Source organism: Shinella sp. SUS2 (genome assembly GCF_001262505.1).
Taxonomy (GTDB): Bacteria; Pseudomonadota; Alphaproteobacteria; order Rhizobiales; family Rhizobiaceae; genus Shinella.
Map to the genome: position 1 here is coordinate 61,208 of NZ_KQ410734.1, position 22,829 is coordinate 84,036.

At 64.1% G+C, this 22,829-nt stretch carries 19 protein-coding genes; 13 read left to right on the forward strand and 6 right to left on the reverse strand.

The features are described 5' to 3' along the window. The first annotated feature begins 176 nt into the window (after window positions 1-176). Entirely contained in the window at window positions 177-344 is a 168-nt protein-coding gene (locus AKG11_RS34615) for a hypothetical protein (RefSeq protein WP_023516623.1), read from the forward strand. Between the two features lie 184 nt (window positions 345-528). Further along, the gene (locus tag AKG11_RS20005; RefSeq protein WP_050745209.1) at window positions 529-1,425 is read left to right on the forward strand and encodes an alpha/beta hydrolase; all 897 of its coding nucleotides are present in this window, start codon (window positions 529-531) and stop codon (window positions 1,423-1,425) included. An 88-nt stretch (window positions 1,426-1,513) separates the two neighbouring features. Here AKG11_RS20005 and AKG11_RS20010 read toward each other — a convergent pair whose 3' ends face one another. Genes AKG11_RS20010 through phnD form a run of 4 tightly spaced genes read right to left on the reverse strand, consistent with a single transcriptional unit; the run spans window position 1,514 to window position 6,637 of the window. Continuing rightward, a complete protein-coding gene (locus AKG11_RS20010; RefSeq protein ID WP_050745210.1) occupies window positions 1,514-2,653 on the reverse strand; it encodes an ABC transporter substrate-binding protein in 1,140 nt (379 codons plus the stop codon). Between the two features lie 34 nt (window positions 2,654-2,687). Next, window positions 2,688-3,788: an ABC transporter ATP-binding protein gene (locus AKG11_RS20015; protein ID WP_050745211.1), complete on the reverse strand. Its 1,101-nt coding sequence runs from the start codon at window positions 3,786-3,788 to the stop codon at window positions 2,688-2,690. Next, a complete protein-coding gene (locus AKG11_RS20020) occupies window positions 3,788-5,632 on the reverse strand; it encodes an ABC transporter permease (protein WP_050745212.1) in 1,845 nt (614 codons plus the stop codon). Before AKG11_RS20020 ends, AKG11_RS20015 begins: the two co-directional genes overlap by 1 nt. Before the next feature lie 42 nt (window positions 5,633-5,674). Further along, window positions 5,675-6,637, reverse strand: a complete 963-nt coding sequence (gene phnD, locus AKG11_RS20025; RefSeq protein ID WP_050745213.1) for a phosphate/phosphite/phosphonate ABC transporter substrate-binding protein — start codon at window positions 6,635-6,637, stop codon at window positions 5,675-5,677. 99 nt (window positions 6,638-6,736) lie between these two features. Here phnD and AKG11_RS20030 point away from each other — a divergent pair, with 99 nt between their 5' ends. The 4 genes from AKG11_RS20030 (at window position 6,737) to AKG11_RS20045 (ending at window position 10,391) form a co-directional block, all read left to right on the forward strand. Next, window positions 6,737-7,417: a response regulator transcription factor gene (locus AKG11_RS20030; protein WP_050745214.1), complete on the forward strand. Its 681-nt coding sequence runs from the start codon at window positions 6,737-6,739 to the stop codon at window positions 7,415-7,417. Then, window positions 7,417-8,805 carry a sensor histidine kinase gene (locus AKG11_RS20035; protein WP_050745215.1) on the forward strand — a complete coding sequence of 463 codons (1,389 nt, stop codon included), beginning with the start codon at window positions 7,417-7,419 and terminating at the stop codon, window positions 8,803-8,805. The genes AKG11_RS20030 and AKG11_RS20035 overlap by 1 nt, the downstream gene beginning before the upstream one ends. Then, window positions 8,805-9,806, forward strand: a complete 1,002-nt coding sequence (locus AKG11_RS20040) for an ABC transporter substrate-binding protein (protein WP_157255837.1) — start codon at window positions 8,805-8,807, stop codon at window positions 9,804-9,806. The genes AKG11_RS20035 and AKG11_RS20040 overlap by 1 nt, the downstream gene beginning before the upstream one ends. Window positions 9,807-9,881: 75 nt before the next feature. Beyond that, window positions 9,882-10,391, forward strand: coding sequence for an NUDIX hydrolase (locus AKG11_RS20045; RefSeq protein ID WP_050745306.1), 510 nt, complete (start codon window positions 9,882-9,884; stop codon window positions 10,389-10,391). A gap of 24 nt (window positions 10,392-10,415) precedes the next feature. Here the strand turns inward: AKG11_RS20045 and AKG11_RS20050 are convergent, their stop codons facing one another. Beyond that, window positions 10,416-11,291 carry a LysR substrate-binding domain-containing protein gene (locus tag AKG11_RS20050; RefSeq protein ID WP_050745217.1) on the reverse strand — a complete coding sequence of 292 codons (876 nt, stop codon included), beginning with the start codon at window positions 11,289-11,291 and terminating at the stop codon, window positions 10,416-10,418. A 114-nt stretch (window positions 11,292-11,405) separates the two neighbouring features. On the opposite strand from AKG11_RS20050, the gene AKG11_RS20055 reads away from it, so the two are divergent. The 7 genes from AKG11_RS20055 (at window position 11,406) to AKG11_RS20085 (ending at window position 21,689) form a co-directional block, all read left to right on the forward strand. Continuing rightward, window positions 11,406-13,058, forward strand: a complete 1,653-nt coding sequence (locus tag AKG11_RS20055; protein ID WP_050745218.1) for a Na/Pi cotransporter family protein — start codon at window positions 11,406-11,408, stop codon at window positions 13,056-13,058. Between the two features lie 103 nt (window positions 13,059-13,161). Further along, on the forward strand, window positions 13,162-14,364 hold the full coding sequence (locus tag AKG11_RS20060) for a 2-aminoethylphosphonate--pyruvate transaminase (protein WP_023513910.1): 1,203 nt from the start codon (window positions 13,162-13,164) through the stop codon (window positions 14,362-14,364). 17 nt (window positions 14,365-14,381) lie between these two features. After that, window positions 14,382-15,644 carry a phosphonoacetate hydrolase gene (gene phnA, locus AKG11_RS20065; RefSeq protein WP_050745307.1) on the forward strand — a complete coding sequence of 421 codons (1,263 nt, stop codon included), beginning with the start codon at window positions 14,382-14,384 and terminating at the stop codon, window positions 15,642-15,644. Window positions 15,645-15,654: 10 nt separating this feature from the next. Then, the gene (phnY, locus tag AKG11_RS20070) at window positions 15,655-17,109 is read left to right on the forward strand and encodes a phosphonoacetaldehyde dehydrogenase (protein WP_050745219.1); all 1,455 of its coding nucleotides are present in this window, start codon (window positions 15,655-15,657) and stop codon (window positions 17,107-17,109) included. Between the two features lie 296 nt (window positions 17,110-17,405). Then, window positions 17,406-18,428, forward strand: coding sequence for a putative 2-aminoethylphosphonate ABC transporter substrate-binding protein (locus AKG11_RS20075; RefSeq protein ID WP_050745220.1), 1,023 nt, complete (start codon window positions 17,406-17,408; stop codon window positions 18,426-18,428). A 79-nt stretch (window positions 18,429-18,507) separates the two neighbouring features. Beyond that, window positions 18,508-19,671 carry a putative 2-aminoethylphosphonate ABC transporter ATP-binding protein gene (locus AKG11_RS20080; RefSeq protein ID WP_050745221.1) on the forward strand — a complete coding sequence of 388 codons (1,164 nt, stop codon included), beginning with the start codon at window positions 18,508-18,510 and terminating at the stop codon, window positions 19,669-19,671. Between the two features lie 2 nt (window positions 19,672-19,673). Continuing rightward, window positions 19,674-21,689 (forward strand): putative 2-aminoethylphosphonate ABC transporter permease subunit, encoded by a 2,016-nt coding sequence (locus AKG11_RS20085; protein ID WP_050745222.1) that lies wholly within the window; start codon window positions 19,674-19,676, stop codon window positions 21,687-21,689. Between the two features lie 72 nt (window positions 21,690-21,761). Here AKG11_RS20085 and AKG11_RS20090 read toward each other — a convergent pair whose 3' ends face one another. Beyond that, window positions 21,762-22,799: a GlxA family transcriptional regulator gene (locus AKG11_RS20090; protein ID WP_050745223.1), complete on the reverse strand. Its 1,038-nt coding sequence runs from the start codon at window positions 22,797-22,799 to the stop codon at window positions 21,762-21,764. Between the last annotated feature and the right edge of the window lie 30 nt (window positions 22,800-22,829).

Sequence of the window (22,829 nt, forward strand, 5' to 3'; positions counted from 1 at the left end):
GCGGGATGAATACATCAAAAGTCGGAATCTGTTCGTTGGGAAAGTGCCGGTGTCGTCGCCTGTCACATTGGCACGCCGCCAGTTCCGACTTTTCGCTCCGTGTCCTCGTCTGGTGCTCTGTCGCCGCTGCGAGGCGACTTGAACACTTGATCTGAAATCACCGAAAAGGAGGGGACATGAAACGCATCGATCTCCTGGCGCGTCTCAAGGCTGTCGAAGGCAATGATCTCTACAGAGGCAAGCGGATCGGCTCCCTCAGCGCTTACATGAGCGATGAGCAGCTTGATAAGCACATCCGCGATATCGAGGACCGGATGCATGCGAACCGGCCGCGGCCGGAGTGACCGCCTGTCGTGCAGCCTTGATAAACACAGGGTGATCGGGTGGCGATGTCGCCCGATTGCCTCGCTTGCGAGGCGCCTTGCGGCATGTCTGCCGGTGACGAATCATATAACAGGGGAATTACAGTCAACTTTTATGCGGCAACGGCAGCATTTCGCATCGCACTTTCGGCTGCCCGGAGAGACCATGTCCCATTCATCGTCCGACGTTACAGGATCGCCCGTCACGCTTGCCGGTGCGACATTCACGGATATGAAACTCGGCACGGGCGACCAGCCGCACCGGATCTTCCTCTACCGCCCGCCAAGACCGGCTCCGCCTGAAGGCTGGCCGGTGCTCTACATGACGGACGGCAATGCCTGCTTTGCGACGGCCGTCGATGCGCAGAAGGTGCAGATGTCCTATCCGAGCGGCACGAACGTTTGCGACGGTGTGATCGTGGCGATCGGCTATCCCACCGACGATGCTTACGACCCATTCCGCCGTTCCTGGGATCTCAGCCCGCCGCCCGGCCGGACCTATCCGCCGTTCTTTCCCGATACGCCTGACGTCAAGACCGGTGGCGGCGACGGCTTTCTCTCCGCGATCGAGGACGAGGTGAAGCCCTGGGTCGAGCGGCAGGTGCCGATCGACCGGTCTCGCCAGGCGCTTTTCGGTCATTCCTTCGGGGGGCTGTTCGTGCTCCATGCGCTCTTTACCAGGCCGCATGCGTATCGGCGCTGGATCGCAGCAAGCCCGGCGATCTACTGGGAGGATGCGGCCATTCTGGCGACGGAGCAGGCGTTTCTGGAGCGTTCCCACGTGCCCCCGGGCATCGAACTGCATCTTTCCGCCGGGCAATATGAAAGCGAGACGCGCATCGCCCCCTTCCACAAGGGGCGGCCCGACGAGGCACAGAGACAGGCCCGTGCGCTCGAAACCAGAACGGTGGAATTGGCCCGGACGATGGCGGAACGTTGGCAGGCGTCCCCGGGTCTCACCGGTGTTGCCCGTTTCGAGGAGTATGCCGGCGAGAACCATATGTCCGTTCTGCCTGTTGCCCTGAACCGTGCCGTCCAGATCGCCTTCCGGCAGGAGACGTAGCTCCGGCTTGGAGAGCGCTCGTTGGATGTGATGCGCGGTCGGCAGCCGGGCGGAAGAACCCCGCGCGCCGAAGCGCGCGGGGCAAAGATCAACGGGAGTGCTGCAGCCAGAAGTCCTGCCAGTCCTGCAGCTTGGCAAAATCGTCCTGGCTCGTTTCGGAGTGGTTGACGTAAAGCTTGTCGACATGGCTCGCGATGCCGGAGACTTCGCTCTCGGGCATCTTGGCCTCCGTATTCGTCGAGATCTTGCCGTCGCCGAGCTGCGGGGCCATGCCTTCCTCGGTCATCATGAAGCGGGCGAAGAGCTTTGCTGTGTTCGGGCTCTTCGTGCCGGCGGCGATGACGGCGACGCGCGGCGTCAGCTGGCCGATCCACGGCTTCATCTCCTTGCAGATGCCCATGCCGTAGCCGTCCTTCTTGGCGTCGCGGAAGATCGCGACGGAGAGGAAGCCGATCGGTGGCTTTTCCTCCTTCGCGCCGACGATCGGGCCGACATCGGTGTCGCTGCGCGTGACCTTCGGCTGGTTCCTGGCGAGACGCTTGACCCATTCGGCCGTTGCGCTGGCCTCGTCGGTCGTCAGCTCCTCGCCGAACTGAGCCTTGTAGGCCTCGCGCATCGCGGCGTCTTCGTGTGTCGCGAGCTGGTTGAACCAGAACATCGTCTCGTTGCGCAGCAGCGGATCGGGAATGGCGACGCGGCCCTTCCACTCCTCCGTCGTCAGCGCCCAGAGATTGTCGACCGGGCAGGTCTCGCCGTTGACGTCGGTGTTGTAGGCGAAGACCCAGGGATTGTTGCTGGTGATCGCCGGGCTCTGGTATGCGGCCGGGATCTTGTCCTTGAGATCAGGCGCGAGCCAGGAGATGCCGAAGCCTTGCGGCAGGATCTGGCTGGTCACCGACGGCAGGTTGCTCATGTTGAAGACGTCGGTGCGTACGTTGCCGGCGGCCGCTTCCCGGGCGATGATCTGTTCCTGATCCTGGCCGCTCATCTTCACGCCCGTCGCCTTCAGGCCGTATTTCGCCGAGAAATTCTCGGCCATGCTGACGATCTTGCCGGTCGCGTCGATGACCGTGATCGGCTCTTCCTTCTTGGCGGCCTCGATCAGCGCCTCCAGCGAATAGTTGCTGTCGGGAATGCCGATCTGCTTGGCCTCCTGGGCCATGGCGCCCGTTAGGCCCATGGCCAGGACGGATGCGCTCGTGAACAGGCTGATCAATGTCTTAGGCATCATTTCCTCCGTTGCCTTGATGGCGCATGCCCTGTCAGAGGGCGATGCGATTCCTGTCCCGGTCGAAAAGGTGCAGATGCTGCCTTTCGACCCAGAAATGGGTGGTCTCGCCCGCGGCCTTGCGCGGGTTTTCGGTCGCGATCGCGAAGAAGCGGCTGCCATCGACATCGAGCTCGACAATCCAGCTGCCGCCAGTGGGCACGATGTCGACGATGGTTCCCAGGCCGGCGGCGCAGCGCGCGGCCTCCGCCGCGTCGAGGTCGCCAAGGCGCACCGCCTCCGGCCGGATGCCGGCCGAGGCGACCTGGGTGCCATCGACTGAGAAATGTGCGAGAAGCCGATCGACCCAGCCATGCAGCGGGCCGGATTGCGCCTCGCCGCGCTCGACGATGTTGATAGGCAGGCTGCCGACGAATTCCGCGACGAAGCGGTTTGCGGGGCGCTCGTAGATGTCGTCGGGCGTGCCGACCTGCTGCAATTCGCCCTCGCTCATCACGGCGATGGTCGTCGCCAACGTCATCGCTTCCCACTGGTCGTGGGTGACGAAGACGATGGTGGAGCCAGCCTCTGCGTGGATGCGTTTCAGTTCCGCGCGCATTTCCAGCCGCAGCTTGGCGTCGAGGTTGGAAAGCGGTTCGTCGAGCAGGATGACGGACGGGTTCAGCGCCAGCATGCGGGCAAGCGCGACGCGCTGCTGCTGGCCGCCGGAAAGCTCCGCCGGGTAGCGGGAGGCATAGCGGGCGATGCCAAGTTTGGTCATCACCCGGTCGACGGTGGCGTCGCGCTCGGCGGCAGGCGTCTTGCGCAGCTTCAGGCCGAAGGCGACGTTCTCGCGGATCGACATGTGCGGCCAGAGGGCGTAGTTCTGGAAGACGAGGCCCATATTGCGCTTTTCCGGCACGGTGAAGACGCCGTCGGCAACGGAGACGATCGGTTCGCCGTCGACGAGGATGCGGCCGCCCGTCGGGTGTTCGAGGCCGGCGATCATGCGCAGCGTCGTCGTCTTGCCGCAGCCGGAAGGGCCGAGCAGGCAGAGGAATTCCGACTTGCCGATTTCCATGCTGAGATCGCCGATGGCGGCGGGGCCGCCGCGGCCATAGGTCTTGCGGATATTTTCCAAGGTTATGCTGGACATTACTTGCTTCCCATGCCGTCTGAGAGGTTGGCCCGGCCGATCTTCTGGACGAGCATCGTGCCGGTGAAGGCGACGACGCAGAGCATCAGGACGACCGCATTGGCAGCCTGGCTGTAGCCGTAGTCGACGAGGCGGATTGCGTAGGTGGTGAGCAGGTCCGTGCCGGGAACGGCAAGGACGACGACGAGGCTGAGCCCCTTGATGCCGGAAATGAAGGGCAGGAGGATCGCCGAGACGAGGGCGCCGCGCTGGATCGGCAGCACGATGGAGCGCATGCGGCGCAGCCAGCCGGCGCCGACGATCTGGCCGGCCTCTTCCGGCTCGCGGCCGAGCTGCATCATCGAGGCGATGCCGGCGCGTGAGGCGAAGGGCATCTGGTCCGCGAGGATCGCCAGCACGAGGATGATCGGCGTGCCGTAGAGCGCCGGCAGCGGCGGGCGGGCGACGGCGAACATCGAGAGATAGGCGGCGGCAAAGGCGATGCCCGGCACAAGATAGGGCAGGAAGGTGATTTGCCGCAGCGCGACGGAGACGAAGCGGACGGGCGAGCGCACGACGGTATAGCCGACGAGGAGGCCGAGCACGCCGGCGCCGAGAGCGGCAAGGCCCACCATCCACACCGTGTTCCACAGCGCCAGCCAGAATTCGCCCGTCAGGAGAATGCCCTGGCGCAGCGCGGTCGTACCGAGATCGGTGCCGATCCAGTAGTCGAGCGTGAAATTGTCGAGGCTGAAAGCGCCCGGCACCCGCATGACCGTCGTCAGCGCCAGCGCGAGAAGCGGAATGCCGGCGCTGAAGGCGAAGACGGCAAGCGCCCAGAGGAAGGCCGGCGTCCGCCACTTGCCGAGCGGCGTGGCGCGCACCATCGCGCCCTTGGAGCCGATGGTGACAAAGCGCTTTGCTTCCTTCAACAGGCGCATATCGATGAGGATGGAGAAGACGCCGAGCAGCACGATGACGCCGGCAAGCACGGCGGAAGCACCGGCCTGGCTGGTCGAAATCGCCCGGAACAGGGAGGTCGCGAGCACGTCGAAGCCTACCGGCACGCCGAGCACATAGGCGACACCGAAATCGCCGAGGCACTTGGCGAAGATCAGCGTGGCGGCCGAAATGAGCGAGGGCAGCATCAGCGGCAGGATGATCTTGCGCGCCACGTCGAGCGGGCTGGCACCGAGACTGCGGGCGGAATCCTCCAGCTGCGTATCGAACTGCTTCAGCGCATTGCCGAAGAGGAGGATGACGAAGGGCGCATAGTGCAGGGCGAGGATGACTGCGATCGGCAGGGCGCCGTAAGCCAGCCAATCCGGCGGGGTGACGCCGAAGGTCTCCATCCAGCCGGGAAGCCCGCCCGTCGTGCGATTCTTGAAAAGGGTCAGCCAGGCGAGCGCGAAGGTCCAGGACGGCAGCATGTAGGGGACAAGCAGGGCCGTCGAGAGCCACTTCTTGCCGATGAGGTCGGTGCGGGCGAGCAGCCAGCCGATTGGCCCGCCGACGAGGAAAGCGATGGCGATGGCACCGGCGGAGATGATCGCCGTATTGGCGAGCGGCCACCAGAAGAGATCCTGCGCGATGGGCGAGAGGAGGACGCGGTTGAGGTAGTAGAGCGTGAACGTCCCGAGCTGCTGCCCGGTGCGCGCGGTATCGGCGAAATGCACCGTTACGGCGTCCGCGAGTAGAAGCAGGACGGGCGCGAGGATGAGATAGGCGAAGACAGCGACCAGGGCGAGGCCGAGCAGCAGCGTCGGATCCGCGCTGTTGACGCGGATGAGGTAGGAGAAGCGTCTCCAGGGCGAGGCCGGCTCAGGACGTAAACGGTCCTCCGGCAAAGGGATTTGCAGGGTCATAGGCTCAACTTTGCGTTCGGAACGAAAAGGGTTGGGGGCGTGTCAGTCCGGGAGGGCGCCGACCGCGGCGATGACATCGCGGACCGCCTGCCAGGCCGTGTCGTAGCGGAGCGGCAGGAACCGTTCGTCGCCGTTGAAGGCTGCCGTCATTTCCGGCGGGAAGCGGAAGGCGAAGAAACAGGCCGTCAGCTTCTTCGCCAGCGCTGGATCGAGGTCATGAGCGTGGGCGAAGGACGATGTCGGGAACAGCGGGCTCTGATAGAGGACCCGCAGGGCATGGCGATCCACCGCGCCGCGCTCCACCAGCCGTTCGAGCACGTCGGAGGCGACGGCCGCCATGTCGTAGTCGCCGGAAAGCACACCCATCACCGACTTGTCGTGCGCGCCGGAGAGGATCGGCTTATAGTCGGTATCGGGTACCAGCCCTTCGACGGGAAAGAGCGCGCGGGGCGCGAGATTGCCGGAGTTCGACGCCGCGGAAACATGGGCGACGCGTTTGCCCTTGAGATCCGCGAGCGTCTGGTAGGGCGAATCCGCTCGCACGATGGCGACCAGATGATAGCCGCGCAACGCCCCGTTCTCGCCTTTGCCGGCGAAGGGAACCGCCCCCGCCTTGTTGACGGCTTCCACCGTCGGGCCGGTGGAGAAGCCCGCGAAATGCAGGCGACCGGCGCGCATCGCGCTGATTTCGGCCGCGCTCGACTGCACGGGGTAATAGACGATCTGGCGATCGAGACAGTGCGACAGGTGCTGTGTGAAAGGCCGGAACAGTTGCGCATAGACCGCCGGATCCTCAATGGGGGCGAAGGCCCAGACGAGCGTATCGGGATTGCGCCACTTGGCCGGATCCGCCGGCAGGTCTGCCACGAGATCGCCATCGGCATCGCAATAGGCCTCGTCCAGACCGGAGCTCTGCTGGCACGGTTCGGCGCGGGCCGCCATGCCGCCGCCCGACAACAGGCCGACCAGCATCATGCAGGCCGCTATGGCGCTGTAGCGTTTCATTTTATCCTCCCGAAGGTTTTTACCGTCTCGCGTTCGGCAAAGCCCTTGCTATAGGATGAGGGAATAATCCAAAGTTCCTGTCAGAGTCCTGTCAGCATCATGCGCATCCTGGTCATCGAAGATTCCATCGACATCGCCGAGGCGATCGACGCGAAACTGTCGCGGGCTGGCCACCATGTCACGCTGGCCGAAGACGGTATCTCCGGCGAGGAGCTTGCCATCCACGGCGAATTCGATGTGGTGGTGCTCGACATCAACCTGCCGGGGCGCAGCGGTTTCGACGTGATGGCGCATATGCGCGGCCGCAATTCCCCGACGCCCGTGCTCGTCATCACCGCCCGCAACCAGCTGGACGACAAGATCAGCCTGCTCGATCTCGGCGCTGACGACTATATCGTCAAACCGTTCGATCTCGGCGAGCTGGAGGCGCGGCTGCGCGCCGTCACGCGGCGGCACCAGGGCCTTGCCAAGTCGCTTATCCGAATTGGTACGCTTGAAGTGGACATGTCCGCCCGGGCGGCGCGGGCCGCCGGGCGGCTGCTCGAACTGGGGCGCCGTGAGTTCGAGGTGCTGGAGGTGCTTGCGGCCCACGCCGGCAGTACGGTGAGCAAGGACCGGCTCTACATGAAACTCTTCGGCCATGACGACGTGGGCACGCCCAATGCCGTGGAACTGTTGGTCTCGCGCGTTCGAAAGAAGCTGGAATCGAGCGACGTGGAGATCGTCACGCATCGCGGCGCCGGTTACGTGCTGCGCAGCAAGGCCGGCACGGTGACCTGATGGCACGACTGTCGATCGAGCGCCGGCTGCTGATCACGACCGCCTGCCTCTTCCTGGTCATCGGCAGCGTCCTGGCGCTGACGGTGCGTGCCTATGCGCGGCGGGCCGCCGACGAGGCGTTCGACCGGGTGCTGACGGCCTCGGCCCTCTCGATTGCCGATACGGTCGCCATAGAGGAGGGTGCCGTCGCCGTCGACATTCCCTATTCGGCCTTCGCTATCCTCGGCACGTCCCGTCTCAACCGGGTCTTCTACCGGATCACCGCACCGGATGGCAGCCTGGTGACCGGCTCGCCGACGCTCGGCCTCGACATACCCGCGAACCCCAACGAGACGCTGCACCTGCACGACGCCGTCTATCGCGGTGAGCCGGTGCGCATCGCCGCCGTGCAGCGCTACCGCGCCGACACGGTTACCGGAACGGGCGGCTGGATCGGCATCCAGGTGGCCGAGACGCGGGAGGCCCGCCGGGAGCTGGCAGGGCAGCTGACGCTGAACGGCATGCTGCCGGCGGTGGCGATCGCGCTGCTTGCCTGCGGCCTCATCCTCGCCTCGGTGCGCTCGGCTTTCTCGCCGCTGCGCCTCATCGAAAGCAATCTCAGGGCCCGTCGTCCGTCCGATCTCAGCCGCATTGAGACCGAAGTTCCGGCTGAGGTCTCGGCGCTCGTTTCCGCACTCAACGACTTCATGGACCGGCTGGGTTCGGTGCTTGACGGTGTCAAGCGAGTGACGGCGGATGCGGCCCACCAGCTGAGGACCCCGCTTGCAGCCATCCAGGCGCAGGCCGAGGTGGCGCTGGAAGAGGCGGCCGGCGAGCGGGTGAAGCGACGCCTGACGCGCATCCACCACAATGCGCGCGAGGCGGGCCTCCTGGCCAACCAGCTGCTCTCCGACGCGACGACGCTGCACCGCCTTGAAACGCAGGAGCGGGAGGCTGTCGATGTCGGGCAGTCGGTGCAGGACGCGCTGCAGATGCTTCGGGCGGAGAGTGCCTATGCCGGGCTGATGCAGTCGCTTGCCCTTCACATGGAGGGCAGTGCCCTGCGCGTCATGGCCGAACCCGTGGTGCTGCGGGAAATGGTACGCAATATTGTCGAGAATGCCTTCATCCACGCGCCGGGCCCGACGCTCGTGCGGCTCTTCGAGCGGCAGGGGCAGGCCGTGCTGCAGGTGATGGACCGGGGGCCGGGCATACCGGATAGTGCCAAGGGCCGGGTGTTCCAGCGCTTCGTGCGCGCCGATCACCGGTCCGCCGGCTCAGGCCTTGGCCTGGCGATTGCGAAGGACGTGGCGGTTGCCTTCGGCGGCGCGATCGCGGTGGCCGACCGAGAGGGCGGCGGGCTTGTCGTCGAGGTCGTTCTGCCGGTCATTCGGGAAAGGACGGAATGATGCGGCTTTTTCCTGAGGGCCTTCGGTTGCGGAACGTCGGCGCCCTTCTCCTTCTCATGGCCTTGGTGATGCCGGGTTTCGCGGCGGCGCAGGAGCGCACGCTGCGGCTGGCCGGTGTCGTTTCCGAGGTGCGCATGGCGCCGTTGATCGTCTCGCTCTCGGTGAACCTGCCCGGCACGCGGCTCGTCTACAGCCGGCTCTCCTCCGCGCAGATCGCTGCAGCCGCCCGCCGCCCGCGGGATGCGCCGTTCGACATCGCCTTCCTGTCCTCGCCCGATGTCGCCGTTTCCATCGCCAACGAGGGTTATGCCGTGCCCGACGAGGCGGCCGGCGCAATGGCCGGTGTGCAGTGGCGCAACGAGGTCTTTGGCTTCTGGTCCGATCCTGCCGTGATCGTCGTGCGCAAGGCGGCATTCGAGAACCGCGTGCCGCGCACCCGTATCGAACTGGTGCGCTCGCTCGAGCAGAACAGCGGTCGATTTGCCCGCCGCGTCGGCGTCGTCAATGTCGGCATTGACGATATCGGCTATCTGCTCGCCTCGCAGGATTCGATCCGGACCTCGCTCTATTGGCGGCTGATCCGGGCGCTCGGCGGGGCGAAGGCAAGGATCTATGACACGACGGACGATCTCCTGGAGGCGTTGCAGGCTGGTGATCTCGACGTTGCCTATAACGTGCCGCTCTCGGCCCTGCGATCCGGCGGCGACCTGCCCGAGGACATGGAGGTTCTCGTCCCGCAGGATTATGTGCTCGCCGTTCCGTGGACGGTGCTGATGCCAAAGGGGGCTGCGAACCTGCGCGAGGCCCGCATCCTGCTGCACATGCTGCTGGCACCGGAGGGTCAGACGGCACTTTCCTCCGCAGGCTTTTCGCTCCCGCAGCAGCCTGCGGGTTTCGAGGGGCTGCAGAAGATCGAGCTTGGGCCGGAGCTTCTGGTCTTCCGTGACATGATCAAGCGCAGCCGGTTTCTTGATGCCTGGTTCCAGATGGTCGTCGGCTGAGGGCGCGCCTTTGACATGGTGGGCAACTCGTCATAGGTTTCGCCCCCATTTTCCGATGCTTTGGCGGCAAGAACCCTGAAAACGACCAAGAAGACCAAGGCGCAGAAGAGCCGCAGGCCCAAGACTCTTCTGCAGAAGCTGGCGGCTACCCCCGAAAAGCTGTTTTCGGGGGCGTTTCGCCAGCAATATGCTGCCTTGTGTTTCCGCAATGCGCCTGAAGGCCCCGGGATCGAAATCCTCGTGGTGACCTCGCGCGATACCGGCCGCTGGATCATTCCCAAGGGCTGGCCGATGAAGGACAGGAAACCCTATGAGGCGGCCGCGATCGAAGCCTTCCAGGAGGCGGGCATTCGGGGAAAAGTCCACAAGAAACCGGTCGGCAGTTATACCTATCTGAAACTGCTCGACGACGGCGACGTGGCGCCCTGCATCGTCGATGTGTTCCAGATCGAAGCCACCGAGCTTGCCACGAAATTCAAGGAAAAGGGCGAGCGGCGGCTTGCCTGGGTCAGCCCGGACGAGGCGGCGCGTCGCGTGCGCGAAATCGAACTCAAGTCGCTGCTGGTGGAGTTCAAGCCCCGCTGAGGCCAACCTTTCGCGGGACTGGCGTCATGCCGATGCCGGCGCAAGCCTTCTTGCAATGTCGAAGAAGGCGTTGACCAGTTTGCCGTTGGCACGCTCGCGCAGACAGATAAGGGCCTCGTCCATCAGCATTTCCGGCGCGTCGATGGGTATCGGGACGAGGCGGTTATCCTGCCCGAACTCGGCGGAGGAGACGAAGCCGACCCCGCCGCCCGCCGCCACGATCTCACGGACCGCCTCCCGGCCTTCCGCCTCGATGAGCGGCGTCAGCGACACGCCGCAGACGGCGGCCATCGCCTCCAGCTTCTGGCGGGTCTTGGAGCCGCGCTCGCGCATGACGAGAGGATGCGTCGCCAGTTCCGGGAATGTCACGGTCCTCTGGCCGGCGAGGGGATAGTCGCGGCTGGCAAAGGCGATGATCGGCGTCGAATTGAGCTTCAGGATCTCGAAGTCGCTGGATTGCGGCACCTCGCCGAGCACGCCGATATCCGCCTCATAGGCGTGCAGGCTGGTGATGACCGTCTCGGTGTTGCCGGCGTCGATCGAGACCTGCACGGTCGGATAGGCTCGGCGGAAGGCCGCGAGGATGTGCAGGAGATGGTGGGCGGCATCGGCGACGATGCGCAGCTTGCCCGCCCGGAGCGCGCGGGATTCCGACAGCAGGTCGAGCGCCTGCTGTTCCACGTCGAACATGCGCCGCGTGACTTCCAGAAGCTGCTGGCCGGCCTGGGTCAGCGTTACCTGCTTCTTGTTCCGGTTGAAGAGCAGGACGTCGTATTCCTCCTCCAGCTTGCGCACCTGATCGGAAACGGCCGGCTGGGTCAGGAACAGTGCTTCCGCTGCACGCGAAAAGCCGCCGTGGATGGCAACGTTATGAAAGGCACGAAGCTGGACATAGCGCATGCGGCGACCCCCATTTATAGATTGAATCTATGCTTTCATTAATACGAACGATTTGATTTATGTAAAGCCGCGACGGATAGTTTTCGGATTTCCATTCTCTTGCGGAGCACGCCCATGAGTCTGCCGGCCGTCGCCCTCGAACTTGCCGCCGCCACTGTTCTTCTGCTCTACGCCGTCAGCCTGGTGAAGACCGGCGTCGAGGCGGCCTCGGGTGATCTCGTGGCACGCAGTGTCGGTGGAGGCGGCAGCCGGCTGCGGGCGGCGCTTTATGGATGTCTCGTCGCCATCGGCCTGCAGAGCTCCACGGCGGTCGCCATGCTCGCGGCCGGCTTTGCCATCAGCGGTGCGCTGGCGCTCGATGTCGGGCTCGCGGTGCTGCTCGGGGCGGATCTCGGCTCGGCGCTGGTGGTCAAGATCCTGTCCTTCGACCTTCATTGGCTTGCGCCGCTGCTCATTGCCGCCGGCGGGCTGCTGCATCTGAAGGCGCGTAAGCGCAAGACTGTCGAAGCCGGTCGCGCCGTGCTGGGTATCGGCCTCCTGCTCCTGTCGCTGCAGATGATCGGCCACGCGACGGCACCACTGGCGCAAAGCCCGCTGCTGCCCTCCGCCATCGCCTTCATCGGTAAGGACGGACTGACAGTGATGATCCTTGCCGCGCTCTTCACCTGGGTGCTGCATTCCAGCGTCGCTGCCATTCTTCTCATTCTCACCTTCGCGGCCAGGGGTATCGTGCCAATCGATGTCGGCATACCGCTTGTCCTCGGTGTCAATCTCGGCGGCGGGCTGATTGCGCTCTGGCTGACGCGCGGCCTGCCGGTCGAGGGACGGCGCCTGCCGCTCGGCAATCTGTTCTTCCGCGCGCTGTTCAGCGTGGCGATCTTCACGCTGTTTTCGCTGGATGTACCCTTTGCATGGCTGCCGGGCGACACCGCTGCCGGCAAGCTGGTCAACCTGCATGTGCTGTTCAATGCTGCGCTGGTTGCCGTCGGGCTCGTCACCTGTGGCTCGATGGCGCGCCTGGTTCGACTGCTGACGCCAGAGGTGGCGCGGGAGGGCGACTTTACCGCCCATGCCAGCGCGCTGGACCGTGCGCTGATCGACAAGCCGGCGCAGGCTCTGGCGGCTGCGGCGCGCGAGGTGTTGTACATGGGCAACCTCATTACCCGTATGCTGGAACCGGTGATGACGGTGATCGAGGCACCGACGCCCGAAGCCGTAAAGGCGCTCCGCCGCATCGATGGCGATATCCACCGGGCTCACAGCGAGATCAAGCTCTATATCGCTACGGTCAACCGCGGTGTGCTGACGGAAGAACAGTCTGCTCGCGGCATCGAGCTTACCGAAGCGGCAATCCATCTTGAATATGCCGGTGATGTGGTGGCGAAGAGCCTGTTGCAGATGGCGGAGGAACGGCTTGCCGGAGCGGGTGCCTTCTCGCAGGAGGGCTGGCGCGAGCTGACGCTGCTGCATGCTGCGGTGTTTTCGAATGTCCGGCTTGCGGCCAATCTGCTTGTCTCGCCGGACCCGGTCATTGCTCGTGAGATGGTGCGGCAGAAGGAGCACGTGCGCCGTCTCGTCGAGGAGAGCAGCAAGAGCCATCTGGAGCGGCTGCGCCAGGGCATAGGCGCGAGCATCCAGTCCAGCGACATGCATCTGGAGATCGTGCGTGCGCTGAAGGAGGTCAATTCTCTGGTCACGACCATGGCCTATCCGCGCCTGCGCGAGACGGGAGACCTCCTGGAAAGCCGTCTGATCCCTGCTGCCTGAAAGGCATAAATTTAATCGATGGATTGATACAAAAGAACGATTTTACAGATATGTGTTTCCACCGCATTGTCACATCCGGAAAAGCCAAATGCGAGGACGGACCATGCCCAACACCGCTTCTGACAGAACCATCGCACCGCTGGAGACGCCACGGCTCGGCGAGCCCTATCTCCTGACACCCGGCCCGCTGACGACGGCTTACGAAGTCAAGGAAGCCATGCTGCGGGACTGGGGCTCCTGGGATGGCGACTTCCGCGCCATGACGGCGGACCTGCGCCGCCAGCTGCTCGAGATCGCCGGCGATACGGCCGGTGAATTCGACTGTGTGCCGATGCAGGGCAGCGGCTCGTTCTCGGTGGAGGCGATGCTCGCCAGCTTCGTGCCGAAGGACGGCAAGGTGCTGGTGCTGAGCAACGGTGCCTATGGCAAGCGCATCGCCCAGACGCTCTCCTATCTCGGCCGCGACCATGCCGTCATCGACAAGGGCGACTACATGCCGCCGCGCGGTGTCGAAGTCGCCGCGGCGCTGGATGCCGACCCCGCCATCAGCCATGTCGTCGTCGTTCATTGCGAAACCAGTTCGGGCATCCTCAATCCGCTGAAGGAAATCTCCGACACCGTCTACGCCCGTGGTCGCAAGCTTCTCGTGGATTCCATGAGCGCCTTCGGTGCGGTGCCGGCCAGCCTTTCCGATTTCCGCTACGAGGCGATCGTCTCCTCGGCCAACAAATGTATCGAGGGCGTACCGGGCTTCGGCTTCGTCATTGCTCGCAAGAGCGAACTTGAGGCCGCCAAGGGCCGCAGCCATTCGCTGAGCCTCGATATGCATGCCCAGTGGGATTACATGAACAAGACCGGCCAGTGGCGCTTCACGCCGCCGACCCATGTCGTCGCCGCGTTCCTGGAGGCGTTGCGCATCCACCGCGAAGAAGGCGGGGTTGCCGCCCGCGGCGCGCGCTATGCCCGCAACCGTGACGTCATGGTGGCAGGCATGCGCGAGGCCGGCTTCGAGACGCTGCTCGCCGACCAGTGGCTCTCGCCCATTATCGTCACCTTCTTCAGCCCGGCCCACACGGCCTTCGCTTTTGACCGCTTCTATGAACTGATGAAGGAGAAGGGTTTCATCATCTATCCCGGCAAGCTGACGGTGGTCGACAGTTTCCGTGTCGGCTGCATCGGCCGCATGGACGAGCATGTCATGCGCCGTGTGGTGGACGCCGCCCGCACGTCCCTTGCCGAAATGGGCGTCGACAGCGCCGCCCCTCCGGCCATCGCCCTTGAAGAACGCAGCCGCCTGGCGGCCTAACGAGAATGGAATCCCCGATGAACCAGATGTCCAAGATCACCGTCACCGCCAACCGCCGCACCTATCCCTGGCCGAATGTCCCGGCCATCGCCATCTGCCTCGACGGCTGCGAGCCGGCCTATCTCGACGAGGCCATCAAGGCCGGGCTGATGCCGACGCTCAAGCGTATCCGCAAGGCAGGTACGGAGCGCACCGCGCTCAGCGTCATCCCGAGCTTCACCAACCCGAACAATCTCTCCATCGCCACCGGCCGCCCGCCGGCGATCCACGGTATTTGCGGCAACTATCTCTATGAGCCCGCGACCGGCAAAGAGGTGATGATGAACGACCCGCGGTTCCTGCGCGCGCCGACCGTCTTCAAGGCTTTTTATGATGCCGGTGCCAAGGTCGCCGTGGTGACGGCGAAGGACAAGCTGCGGGCGCTGCTCGGCCATGGCCTGAAGTTCGACGAGGGCCGCGCCGTCTGCTTCTCCTCGGAAAAGTCCGACACGTCTACCAAGGCGGAACACGGCATCGACAACGCCTCGGCATGGCTTGGTCTGCCGGTGCCGGAGGTCTATTCCGCCGACCTCTCGGAATTCGTCTTCGCCGCGGGCGTGAAGCTCCTCAAGGAGTTCCGCCCCGACGTCATGTACCTGACCACGACCGACTACGTGCAGCACAAATATGCGCCGGGCGTGCCGGAGGCCAATTCCTTCTACGAGATGTTCGACAAGTACCTGACCGAACTCGACGCGCTCGGCGCGGCGATCGTCGTCACGGCCGACCATGGCATGAAGCCGAAGCACAAGACGGACGGCACACCCGACGTCGTCTATGTGCAGGACCTGCTCGACGAATGGCTCGGCAAGGACGCCGCCCGCGTCATCCTGCCGATCACCGACCCCTATGTCGTGCACCACGGCGCGCTCGGCTCCTTCGCCACCGCCTATCTGCCTGAAATGGCCGACAAGGAGGAGATCATCGAGCGGCTGAAGGCGATCGAGGGCATCGACGTCGTTCTGTCGCGGCCGGAAGCCTGCGTTCGCTTCGAGCTGCCGGATGATCGCATCGGCGACATCGTGCTCGTTTCCTCGGAGAACAAGACGCTCGGCACCAGCGAGCACCGGCATGACCTCGCGGCGCTCAACGAGCCGCTGCGCTCGCATGGCGGCCTCACGGAACAGGAAGTACCCTTCATCGCCAACCGCACGCTGCCGGAACTCTCTTCCGCCGGCACGCTGCGCAATTTCGACGCCTTCTACTACGCGCTCGTCGCCGCCGCGCAGCCGGCGCATTGAGGAGGGGGCGATGACCAAAGTGGAAACGACATTCGCGATCCGTCATGAGCCCATGCGGATCGCCGGCAAGAAGGTCGATACCGAAGGGCGGGTCGAGGTGCATTACCCCTGGAACGATGCCGTCATCGGCACCGTTCCGGCCGGCAATGCCGAGCATGCCAGAAAGGCCTTCGAGATCGCGGCCGCCTACCAGCCGAAGCTGACGCGCTACGAACGCCAGCGCATTCTCCTGAAGGCGGCCGAGCTGCTCGTCGCCCGCAAGGAGGAGATTTCCGATCTCATCACGCTGGAACTCGGCATTTCCAAGCAGGATTCGCTCTACGAAGTGGGCCGCGCCTTCGATGTGCTGACGCTGTCCGGCCAGATGTGTATCCATGACGATGGCGAGATTTTTTCCTGCGATCTCACCCCGCACGGCAAGGCGCGAAAGATTTTCACAACGCGCGAGCCGCTGACCGCCATCTCGGCGATCACACCCTTCAACCATCCGCTGAACATGGTGGCGCACAAGGTTGCCCCGGCCGTCGCGACCAACAACTGCGTCGTGCTGAAGCCGACGGAGCTGACGCCGATGACGGCGCTCATCTTCGCCGACATTCTCTATGAGGCCGGTTTGCCGCCGGAAATGCTGTCCGTCGTCACCGGCTGGCCCGGCGATATCGGTATGGAGATGATCACCAATCCGAATTTCGACCTGATCACCTTCACCGGCAGTGTGCCCGTCGGCAAGCTGATCGCCGCGCACGCCCATTACAAGCGCCAGATCCTCGAACTCGGCGGCAACGACCCGCTGATCATCCTCAACGATCTCTCCGACGACGATCTCGCCAGGGCGGCCGACCTCGCCGTTGCCGGCGCGACAAAAAATTCCGGCCAGCGCTGCACGGCCGTCAAGCGCATCCTCTGCCAGGAGCGTGTCGCCGAACGTTTTGTTCCGCTGGTGCTGGAGCGGGCGAAGAAGCTGAAGTTCGGCGATCCCATGGACCGTGCGACGGAACTCGGCACCGTGGTGCACGCCAGGGCCGCCGAAGTCTTCGAGCGCCGGGTGCATCAGGCGGCGGAAGAGGGAGCGGAAATCCTCTACAATCCCGGCCGCAAAGGCGCGCTGCTGCCGCCGATCGTCGTCGACCGCGTCTCCCATGCGAGCGAGCTCGTCATGGAGGAGACCTTTGCGCCGATCATCCCGATTGTCCGTGCACCCGACGATGACGACGCGCTGATCGCGCTCTCCAACTCCACTGCCTTCGGCCTTTCCTCCGGCGTCTGCACCAACGATTTCCGCCGCATGCAGAAATACATCGCGGGGCTGAAGGTCGGTACGGTCAACATCTGGGAAGTGCCGGGTTACCGCATCGAGATGAGCCCGTTCGGCGGTATCAAGGACAGCGGCAACGGCTACAAGGAAGGCGTCATCGAGGCGATGAAGAGCTTTACCAACGTCAAGACCTTCTCCTTGCCGTGGTGATCTGAAGCAATCCCCTGCGGGATCACCCCTTCTGGGAGCCGTTTCGTGCGGCTCCCTTTTTTGTTGCCTGCTTTTCTTGCGGAGCGTGCCGATTCCGGCAGCAAGGGGCTTTGAGACGCCTGTTCAAGTGGCAGGTTTGTTATAGTTTTTATCTTCCAAACGATAAGAATAATAAATTTTACTTACCAAAAACCCCTGCCAGAATGCCTCCTGAAGCCGACCACATGAAGGGTGACATCTAGATCGCCCGCCGCGCTTCCCGGATTTTTCCAGGCCTTCAGAGGAGATTTTCAATCATGAACAAACGCACGCTTTTTATGCTTGCCGGTGCCGTTTCCGCCGTGCTTCCGACCCTTGCCGCCGCTGAAACCCAGCTGACGGTCTACACCGCCGTCGAGGCCGTCGACCTTGACCGCTACAAGGCGACCTTCGAAAAGGCCCATCCCGATATCAAGATCAACTGGGTGCGCGATTCCACCGGCGTGATGACCGCCAAGCTTTTGGCCGAAAAGGACAATCCGCAGGCCGACGTCGTCTGGGGGCTTGCCGCGACCTCGCTGCTCCTCCTCAAGACCGAGGGCATGCTGGAAGGCTATGCGCCGAAGGGCGTCGAAGGGCTCGACAAGAAGTTCGTCGACAAGGACAACCCGCCGAGCTGGGTCGGCATGGACGCTTATGTCGCCGCGCTCTGCTACAACACGGTGGAGGGCGAAAAGCTCGGCCTGAAGGCACCGACGAGCTGGGAGGACCTGACAAAGCCCGAATACAAGGGCCATGTCGTGATGCCGAACCCGGCGTCATCGGGCACTGGCTTCCTCGACGTCTCCGGCTGGATGCAGATGTGGGGTGAGGAGAAGGCCTGGTCCTTCATGGACAAGCTGCACGAAAATATCTCGGCCTATACCCATTCCGGCTCGAAGCCCTGCAAGATGGCGGGTGCGGGCGAAGCCGTCATCGGCGTCTCCTTCGAGTTCCCGGGCGCCAAGGCCAAGAGCGCCGGTGCGCCGATCGACATCATCTTCCCCTCGGAGGGCTCCGGCTGGGAGGCCGAGGCGACGGCGATCATCGCGGGTACCGCCAATATCGAGGCGGCCAAGACGCTGGTCGACTGGTCGGTGACCAAGGAGGCCAACGAAATGTACAATGTCGGCTATGCCGTCGTTGCCTATCCCGGGGTCGCAAAGAAGGTCGAGCACCTGCCTGACGACATCGCCTCCAGAATGATCGACAACGACTTCGAATGGGCCGCCAACAACCGGGCCACCGTCCTGAAGGAATGGCAGAAGCGCTACGACGCCAAGTCGGAGCCGAAGAGCTGAGCCGATCGGCCGGGCGGAGCGCTTCTGCGCTCCGCCCTTCGCATTGTCCCGAAATTCCTGAAGCCAGCGGAGCTTGCAGATGAGACATGCCCTGTCGATCGAACCGACGCCCACCAACCTTCCCCGCTCCGCAGATGCCGCGGCCCCCTATCTGGAAGTCGCCGATCTCTGGAAGGCGTATGGTGATTTCGTCGCGTTGCGCGACATTTCGCTCAGCATTGCCAGGGGCGAGTTCATCTGCTTCCTCGGCCCTTCCGGCTGCGGAAAGACGACCCTTCTGAGAGCGATCGCCGGCCTCGACCTGCAATCGCGCGGCACCATCCTGCAGGGCGGCCGCGATATCTCCACCTTGCCGGCTTCCAGCCGCGACTACGGCATCGTCTTCCAGTCCTACGCGCTCTTCCCGAACCTCACCATCGAGCAGAACATTGCCTTCGGCCTGGAAAACACCGGCCGCTCCAAGGCAGCGGTGGCTTCGCGCGTGTCCGAACTCCTGGAAACGGTCGGTCTGTCGGCGCATGGCAAGAAGTATCCAGCCCAGCTTTCGGGTGGCCAGCAGCAGCGCATCGCGCTCGCCCGCGCCATCGCCATTTCGCCCGGCCTGCTGCTGCTCGACGAGCCGCTCTCTGCGCTCGATGCCAAGGTTCGCGTCCATTTGCGTCACGAGATCAAGGCCTTGCAGCGCAAACTCGGTGTCACCACGATCATGGTCACACATGACCAGGAGGAGGCGCTCGCCATGGCCGACCGCATCGTCGTGATGAACCACGGCGTCATCGAGCAGGTCGGCTCGCCCACCGAGATCTACCGCCATCCGAGCACATTGTTCGTCGCCGATTTCATCGGCGAAACCAACCAGTTCTCGGCGCGGGTGCTGAAGGACGGCGAAGTGGAGATCCGCCATTCGGCCTTCTGCTGTTCGACCGAGGGTTTTTCGGCGGGCCACACCGCCACCGCCGTTGTACGTCCCGTCGACATCATCCCGCACGGTGCGCATGCGCATGCCGTCAATGCGGTCGATCGCCCGGCGACGCCGCAGAACCTCATCGACGCCGAAGTGCAGGAGATGGAGTTTCTCGGCATGTTCTGGCGTACGCGGCTGACCGCACCCCGGCTCGGCGATCGTACGCTGGTCGCCGATTTCTCCGTCAATGCCGTGCGCCGCCTCGGCATCGAAACGGGAGGCGCCATCCAGGTGGAGATCCCGCGCGAGCGTCTGCTGCTCTATCCGAGGAGTGTTTGAGGATGACGATCGCCCTCGAAGCGACCCACCTGCCGCTTGCCGGCAAAAGCCTGCGCCAGCAGACCTCCCGCGACGACCGGATCAAGCTCGGCTTCATGGCCGTCATCGGCCTGTACCTCGTCATCGCGCTTGGTGCACCACTCTTCGTCATGCTGTCGAAGTCGCTGTCGACCTATAATTTCGACCTTGCCGCCTTCGAATTCCAGGTGAGCGACGAGAGCGGCGTGAACTGGGGGCCGGTCGTTACCGCAGCGGACATCAACCGGCAGCTTGGCGCGGTGTCGGAGGCCGAGCTTTCCACCAGCTCGGACGGCCGGCTTGCGGCGACGAAATTCTTCCCGGAGTTCAAGTTCCGCAGCCCCGTGCATTATCGCATCCGCGGCATCACGGATGATGCGGCCTTCCTGGCTGGCTCCACGCTTGAAAAAGGCACGGCGTGGCGTGAATATGATTCTGGCACCTTCCGGCGCGTCGTGCTGCGCCCTGCGCGCAGCCTCGGCCTGGAGAATTTCGCGACCTACTTCTCGACGCCGGCGCTTGCCCAGTCGGTCACCAATTCCGTGCTGATGGCCGCCATCAGCACGGTCGTCACCATTTCCATCGCGTTTGCGCTCGCCTACGGGTTGACGCGAAGCTGCATGCCGCTGAAGGGCCTTTTCCGCGGCATCCTCACCATCCCGATCCTCGTTCCATCGCTTTTGCCCGGCATCGCGCTCGTCTATCTCTTCGGCAATCAGGGTGTCTTCAAGGACTGGCTGTTCGGTTACTCGATCTATGGCCCGATCGGTATCGTCATCGGCTCCGTCTTCTTCACGCTGCCGCACGCTTTCCTCATCATCCTCACGGCGCTTTCGGTCGCCGATGCGCGACATTACGAGGCGGCCGCCTCGTTGAAGGCGAGCAAATGGCGCACCTTCAAGACCGTCACGGTGCCGGGCGCGCGCTACGGCATCGTCTCGGCCGCCTTCGTCGTCTTCACGCTTGTCATCACGGACTTCGGACTGCCCAAGGTGATCGGCGGGCAATATGGCATGCTCGCCGTCGATATCTACAAGCAGGTCATCGGCCAGCAGAATTTCGAAATGGGGGCGGTTGTCTCCGTCATCCTGCTCGTGCCGGCCGTGCTCGCCTTCGCCGTTGACCGGCGCATGCAGAGGCGGCAGGTGGCGCTGCTATCCGCCCGCGCTGTGCCCTATGCGCCAAAACCGAATGCCCGGATGGATGCGCTGTGTTTCTCCTTCGCGTGTCTCGTCAGCCTCTTCATCATTGGCATGATCGCCATGTGCCAGATCGCCGCCGTGGTGAAGTTCTGGCCCTATGACCTGACGCTGACGACGAAGAACTTCGCCTTCGATCTGATGGATGGCGGTGGCTGGGCGGCGTATGGCAACTCGATCCGGCTCGCCCTGCTGACGGCGCTTTTCGGCTCGCTCGTCGTCTTCGCCGGCGCCTATATGGTGGAGAAGGCGGACGGCTTCCGGTTCGGCCGCGGTGTCTTCCACTTCCTGGCGATGATGCCGATGGCGGTTCCGGGCATGGTTCTCGGCCTTGCCTACATCTTCTTCTTCAACAATCCCGCCAATCCGCTCAACCCGATCTACGGCACGATGGCGATCCTTGTCGTCTCGACGGTGACGCATTTCTACACGGTGGCGCACCTGACCGCGCTCACCGCGCTGAAGCAGATGGACCCGGAATTCGAATCCGTTGCCGCGTCGCTGAAGCAGCCCTTCCACCGGCTGTTCTTCCGCGTCACGGTGCCCGTCTGCCTGCCGGCGATCCTCAACATCGCGATTTATCTTTTCGTCAACGCGATGACGACGGTCTCGGCAGTGGTCTTCCTCTATTCCACCGACACCAAGCTCGCTTCGGTTGCCGTGCTCAATATGGATGATGCCGGGGATATCGCTCCGGCGGCGGCGATGGGCATGATGATCTTCTACACCAATGTCGCGGCCAAGCTGATTCACGCGCTGATCGCCCGTGGTCTCCTCGCCCGCACGCAGGCCTGGCGATAGCGCAAACGAAACGCGCCCTTCCTCCAGGCGGAGTAAGGGCGCGCGCCGGCTGGAAACCAGCAAGTGATCCCGTCAGGCGACGCGGTACTCCTCCATTGCCTTCTGATCACGACCCGGCTGACGTTGACGCTCCTGTTCCGCCATGCGCGAGCGCTGCGGCGTGCAGCCGTAGCGCTCGCGGTAGGTGCGTGAAAAATGCGAGGCGGTGGAGAAGCCACAGGCCATGGCGATCTCGATGACGGGCAATGAGGAGGTGAGCAGCAGGAGATGGGCGCGCTCCAGCCGCAGGTCGAGATAGTACCGCGCCGGCGTACGCCCCATCTCCCGCTGGAACAGGCGCTCCATCTGGCGCCGGGAGAGGCCGCTTGCCGGCGACAGGTCGGTCAGCCGCAAGGGCTCGGCAAGGTTGGCCTCCATCTGTGAAATGACCTTGATCAGGAAGGCATTGTCGATCCCGAGCCGGGCCTGCAATGGCAGGCGCTGGCGCTCACCGGTCTGGCGTAACCGCTCGCACAGGGCGATCTCGCAGATGCGGTTGGCGGCATCCGCGCCGAGGTCTGCCATGACGGCGCACAGGAGCATGTCGAAGGGGGCGTTGCCACCGGCGCAGGTATAGAGCCCGCCGTCGATCTCGAAGGCGGTCTGGCAGGCCTTGGCACCGAAAAACCGTTCCGAGAAGTCCGGAAAGTGTTCCCAGTGCACGGCGCAGCGCCGTCCTTCGGCAAGGCCGGCGCGTGCCAGTGGGTAGAGCCCGCCGGCAAAACCTCCGACGACTATCCGGTTGCGGCCACACAGGCGAAGCCAGGCCTCCAGCGCCCGGTCGGGCAATGGCACCCGTCGCCCACCGCAAACGACGACACATCGTGTCTGCCCCGCCCGCAGCATCCCCTCCCGTTCGTCGGCGAGCGATCCGTCCGCCGCAACGCGCATGCCGCAGGATGACAGTGCCGGCCGACCATCCGCTGTGACCGTGCGCCAGCCATAGACCGGCCTGCCTTCCACGTCATTGGCAAGGCGCAGCACCGTGGCCGCCGCGGAAAACGCCTGCAGCGAGAAACCGTCGAGCAGGTAGAAGGTGAAGGAACGGCCGCATGTGCCTGCCTGTTGCATGGTCTCCTCCTGAGCGGGCTTGGGCTGAGA

Excerpts from the sequence above, each read along its gene's own strand:
- AKG11_RS20085 (WP_050745222.1), top strand. The coding sequence starts at position 19,674 with ATGACGATCGCCCTCGAAGCGACCCACCTGCCGCTTGCCGGCAAAAGC.
- AKG11_RS20005 (WP_050745209.1), top strand. The coding sequence starts at position 529 with ATGTCCCATTCATCGTCCGACGTTACAGGATCGCCCGTCACGCTTGCC.
- AKG11_RS20020 (WP_050745212.1), bottom strand. The coding sequence starts at position 5,632 with ATGACCCTGCAAATCCCTTTGCCGGAGGACCGTTTACGTCCTGAGCCG.
- phnD (WP_050745213.1), bottom strand. The coding sequence starts at position 6,637 with ATGAAACGCTACAGCGCCATAGCGGCCTGCATGATGCTGGTCGGCCTG.
- AKG11_RS20060 (WP_023513910.1), top strand. The coding sequence starts at position 13,162 with ATGCCCAACACCGCTTCTGACAGAACCATCGCACCGCTGGAGACGCCA.
- AKG11_RS20075 (WP_050745220.1), top strand. The coding sequence starts at position 17,406 with ATGAACAAACGCACGCTTTTTATGCTTGCCGGTGCCGTTTCCGCCGTG.
- AKG11_RS34615 (WP_023516623.1), top strand. The coding sequence starts at position 177 with ATGAAACGCATCGATCTCCTGGCGCGTCTCAAGGCTGTCGAAGGCAAT.
- AKG11_RS20015 (WP_050745211.1), bottom strand. The coding sequence starts at position 3,788 with ATGTCCAGCATAACCTTGGAAAATATCCGCAAGACCTATGGCCGCGGC.
- AKG11_RS20080 (WP_050745221.1), top strand. The coding sequence starts at position 18,508 with ATGAGACATGCCCTGTCGATCGAACCGACGCCCACCAACCTTCCCCGC.
- AKG11_RS20035 (WP_050745215.1), top strand. The coding sequence starts at position 7,417 with ATGGCACGACTGTCGATCGAGCGCCGGCTGCTGATCACGACCGCCTGC.
- AKG11_RS20090 (WP_050745223.1), bottom strand. The coding sequence starts at position 22,799 with ATGCAACAGGCAGGCACATGCGGCCGTTCCTTCACCTTCTACCTGCTC.
- AKG11_RS20050 (WP_050745217.1), bottom strand. The coding sequence starts at position 11,291 with ATGCGCTATGTCCAGCTTCGTGCCTTTCATAACGTTGCCATCCACGGC.
- AKG11_RS20030 (WP_050745214.1), top strand. The coding sequence starts at position 6,737 with ATGCGCATCCTGGTCATCGAAGATTCCATCGACATCGCCGAGGCGATC.
- AKG11_RS20055 (WP_050745218.1), top strand. The coding sequence starts at position 11,406 with ATGAGTCTGCCGGCCGTCGCCCTCGAACTTGCCGCCGCCACTGTTCTT.
- phnY (WP_050745219.1), top strand. The coding sequence starts at position 15,655 with ATGACCAAAGTGGAAACGACATTCGCGATCCGTCATGAGCCCATGCGG.
- AKG11_RS20010 (WP_050745210.1), bottom strand. The coding sequence starts at position 2,653 with ATGCCTAAGACATTGATCAGCCTGTTCACGAGCGCATCCGTCCTGGCC.
- phnA (WP_050745307.1), top strand. The coding sequence starts at position 14,382 with ATGAACCAGATGTCCAAGATCACCGTCACCGCCAACCGCCGCACCTAT.
- AKG11_RS20040 (WP_157255837.1), top strand. The coding sequence starts at position 8,805 with ATGCGGCTTTTTCCTGAGGGCCTTCGGTTGCGGAACGTCGGCGCCCTT.